Origin of the sequence: Mesorhizobium sp. M4B.F.Ca.ET.089.01.1.1 (genome assembly GCF_004022605.1) — a bacterium.
In the GTDB taxonomy this organism is placed as follows: Bacteria; Pseudomonadota; Alphaproteobacteria; order Rhizobiales; family Rhizobiaceae; genus Mesorhizobium; species Mesorhizobium abyssinicae.
This window is the reverse complement of sequence record NZ_RZOS01000573.1, coordinates 1-3143: the sequence shown is the minus strand read 5'-3', so window position 1 is coordinate 3143 and position 3143 is coordinate 1. Positions and strand designations below refer to the sequence as shown.

Genomic DNA, 3143 nt, shown 5'->3' with positions numbered 1-3143 from the left:
GCCGGTCGCGGCTGCCGACGATATGGGTTGAAAGCAGCCGTGCCGCCTCGTCGGCATCGCCTGCCCGCACGGCGGCCAGCACAGCATGGTGCTCGGCCCAGGCACGGCCAAGTGCCGCCTCGTCGCGCACCTCCAACCAGCGGGCGCGCGACAGCCTGGTCATCGCATCGCGTACCGCCCGGAACAGGAAGTCGTTGCCGGAAAGCCTGGCCAGCTCGATGTGGAAATCCATGCCGACGCGGTGCCATTCCTCGCGCGCTGTGGCGGCATCGCAGGAGTCCAGCATCGCCTCGATGAGGTCCACGGCACTCTTGTCCTCCAGGGCGCAGGTGATCCGGATAGCAGCCACCTCGACCGCCTCGCGATAGACGGCGATCTGCTCGAGCTCGGCGAGGTTGATGGGCGAGGCGGTCCAGCCGCGTCCGTCGCGGCAGATCAGGCCCTCGGTCTCCAGCCGCAGCAGCGCCGCCCTGACGGGGGTGCGCGAGGCGGCGAAGCGGCTTTCGATCCAGCGCTCGGTGAGGCGCTCGCCGGGCCCGATCTCGAGGCCGAGGATCATTTCGCGAAGCTGCCGTTCGACGCTCTGCATCTGCGACATGGCGGTTCCGTTGATAACGGTCGCATTGACAGCGACAAGGTTGAGGTTCATGACGGATACCAGCTTGGTATCCCAAATTGGCATCCGCAACAATCCCCCTGACCGGGCAGGCATGACATGAGCGAGCACGGCAGCGAACACGGCGGCTACAATGTTCACTGGCGACGCAATCTCGCCGTCTGTTTTGCCGGCTCGTTCAGCACGCTCATCGCCATGACCCTGCTGTTGCCCTTCCTGCCGCTCTATGTCGAGCAGCTTGGCGCCAAGGGCCATGCGGCGATCGTGCAATGGTCGGGCATCGCCTATGGTGCCACCTTCCTTGCGGCGGCACTTGTGGCGCCGCTGTGGGGACGGCTCGGCGACCGCTACGGCCGCAAGCTGATGCTGGTGCGGGCAAGCTTCGGCATGGCCATTTGCATGTCGCTGACCGGCATGGTCGAGACCGTTTGGCAACTGGTGCTGCTGCGTCTCCTGATCGGCTTTGCCGGTGGCTATTCGTCGGGCTCGACCATACTGGTCGCCATGCAGACGCCGAAAGAGCGTTCCGGCTGGGCGCTAGGCGTGCTGTCGGCCGGCATCACCGCAGGCTCCCTGGTCGGCCCGTTGCTGGGCGGCGCATTGCCGCCGGTGATCGGCATCCGCGCCACCTTCCTTTTGTCGGGCGGCGTCATCTTTCTCGCCTTCCTGGCGACCACTTTTCTCATCAAGGAGACCCCTCGCCCGCCGGCCGCCAAAACCAAAGCTGCGTCAAAGCCGAAAAGCGGCTGGTCGCAGATCCCCGACAAGCGGCCGGTCGTAGCCATGCTGGCGACCGGCATGCTGCTTGCCTTCGCCACCATGTCGATCGAGCCGATCATCACCGTCTATGTGCAGCAGTTGATCGAGGACCAGGGCCGGGTGACGCTGGTCGCCGGCGTCGTCATGTCGGCGGCGGCGCTCGGCGCCATCCTGTCGGCCTCGTGGCTGGGCAGGCTGGCCGACCGCATCGGCCATTGGAACGTCGTGATCGCGGCACTTGGCGTTTCGGCCCTGCTGTTGATCCCGCAGGCCTTCGTCACCGAGGGCTGGCAGCTGATCGGCCTGCGCTTCCTGATGGGCCTGGCGCTGGGCGGCCTGTTGCCCTGCATCACCAGCGTCATCCGCCACAACGTTCCCGACGGCGTCGGCGGCAACGTGCTGGGCCTGTCGATTTCGGCGCAGTATGTCGGCCAGGTGGCCGGGCCACTGCTCGGCGGCTTCGCCGGTGGCCATTTCGGCATGCGCTCGGTTTTTCTGGGCACGTCGGTGCTGATGGCCGGCGGCGCGGTCTACAACTGGATTGTCCAGTCGCGGCGGGCAAGGCATATGGTGCTGGAACCCGGCAAGCCCTGAGCGGCCTGCGTATCGCTCGCTACGACGGAGACATCCATGAGCTTGGCCGAACACCCGGCAAAAACCGGCAGCCGCATCCTCGTTCTTGCCGGCGGCCTTTGCGGCGCGGCGGGCGTGGCGCTGTCGGCCGCGGCGGCGCATCTCGGCGGCGCCTTCGTCGGCACGGCGGCGTCCTTCCTGCTGATGCATGCGCCGGTCTTCCTCGCCGTCGGGCTGATCGGCGCCGGCCGCCCGTTGCGAATTGCGAGCCTGCTCCTGCTTGTCGGTCTGGTGCTGTTCTGCGGCGATCTTCTCGCCCGCGACTTCCTGGGATCGCGGCTGTTCCCGATGTCGGCGCCGATCGGCGGCACCTTACTGATCGCCGGCTGGCTGGCGATGGCGGGATCGGCGCTGATCCAGAACCGGCCCTGAGGTCGGGAATCAGTCCTGCCGGCGCTTGCGTCTTGCCACCAGTCGCGGTTGCGCACCGCCGGCCTCGTCAGGCGCCGCCGTTCGGGCCGGTCGCTAGCGGGTGAGATGCCCCAGTAGTTGCGATAGATGTCCTCGAACAGATGGCTTATCGGATGCATGACTGTTCTCCCGAAAATTGAATCGATCCAATCGATCGATGCAGAAAAGCGGATCGGTCAGCCGCGCTTACGATCCACGATAAAGCGCAGCTCGCGCTTCCATGGACTTGCCTTGCCGCGGCGCTTTTCGCTGAGCGTAGCCGAGGCAATGCCCCAATCGTTGCGGTAGACGTCCTCGAACAGAAAGTTGACCGGATGCATGGCACCCTCCTTTTCAACTTGCTCCATCGGCCGAATTGCCGATTGGATCGATTCAAGAATACGCCGCCAGGCGATGAAGTCAAGCAATATTTGAATCGATCCAAAAAAATGATAGATGGACCGGAGATCGATCCCCGTCCATGTATTGCAGCGCTAGAGGTTCGGAGAACTGACATGGCAGCACTCGTCGAAGGCCAGGCACGACCCATCCGGCTGGCCGATATCGCCAAAGCCGCCGGGGTCTCGCACGGCACGGCCTCCAACGTCTTCAGCCGCCCCGAGATCGTGCGCGCGGAAGTGCGCGAGCGGGTAAAGGCGGTGGCGGAAGCGATGGGTTATGCCGGTCCCGACCCCAAGGGCCGGCTGCTGCGCGCCGGCAAGGTCAACGCCATCGGCGTCTGCAC

At 65.5% G+C, this 3143-nt stretch carries 5 protein-coding genes; 3 read left to right on the top strand and 2 right to left on the bottom strand.

The features are described from left to right. On the bottom strand, window positions 1–598 hold a 598-nt coding region (locus EN780_RS30870; RefSeq protein WP_133372790.1), incomplete at its 3' end, for a GntR family transcriptional regulator. Between the two features lie 117 nt (window positions 599–715). Here EN780_RS30870 and EN780_RS30865 point away from each other — a divergent pair. Then, window positions 716–1969: a multidrug efflux MFS transporter gene (locus EN780_RS30865; protein ID WP_128276170.1), complete on the top strand. Its 1254-nt coding sequence runs from the start codon at window positions 716–718 to the stop codon at window positions 1967–1969. Between the two features lie 36 nt (window positions 1970–2005). Continuing rightward, window positions 2006–2380: a DUF423 domain-containing protein gene (locus tag EN780_RS30860; RefSeq protein WP_128276169.1), complete on the top strand. Its 375-nt coding sequence runs from the start codon at window positions 2006–2008 to the stop codon at window positions 2378–2380. A gap of 215 nt (window positions 2381–2595) precedes the next feature. On the opposite strand, the gene EN780_RS39065 is transcribed toward EN780_RS30860, so the two are convergent. Beyond that, complete coding sequence (locus EN780_RS39065; protein WP_189556876.1) at window positions 2596–2826, bottom strand: hypothetical protein; 231 nt, start codon at window positions 2824–2826, stop codon at window positions 2596–2598. Window positions 2827–2913: 87 nt separating this feature from the next. On the opposite strand from EN780_RS39065, the gene EN780_RS30850 reads away from it, so the two are divergent. Further along, window positions 2914–3143 (top strand): LacI family DNA-binding transcriptional regulator (locus tag EN780_RS30850; protein ID WP_133372789.1); only part of this gene is annotated, 230 nt, incomplete at its 3' end.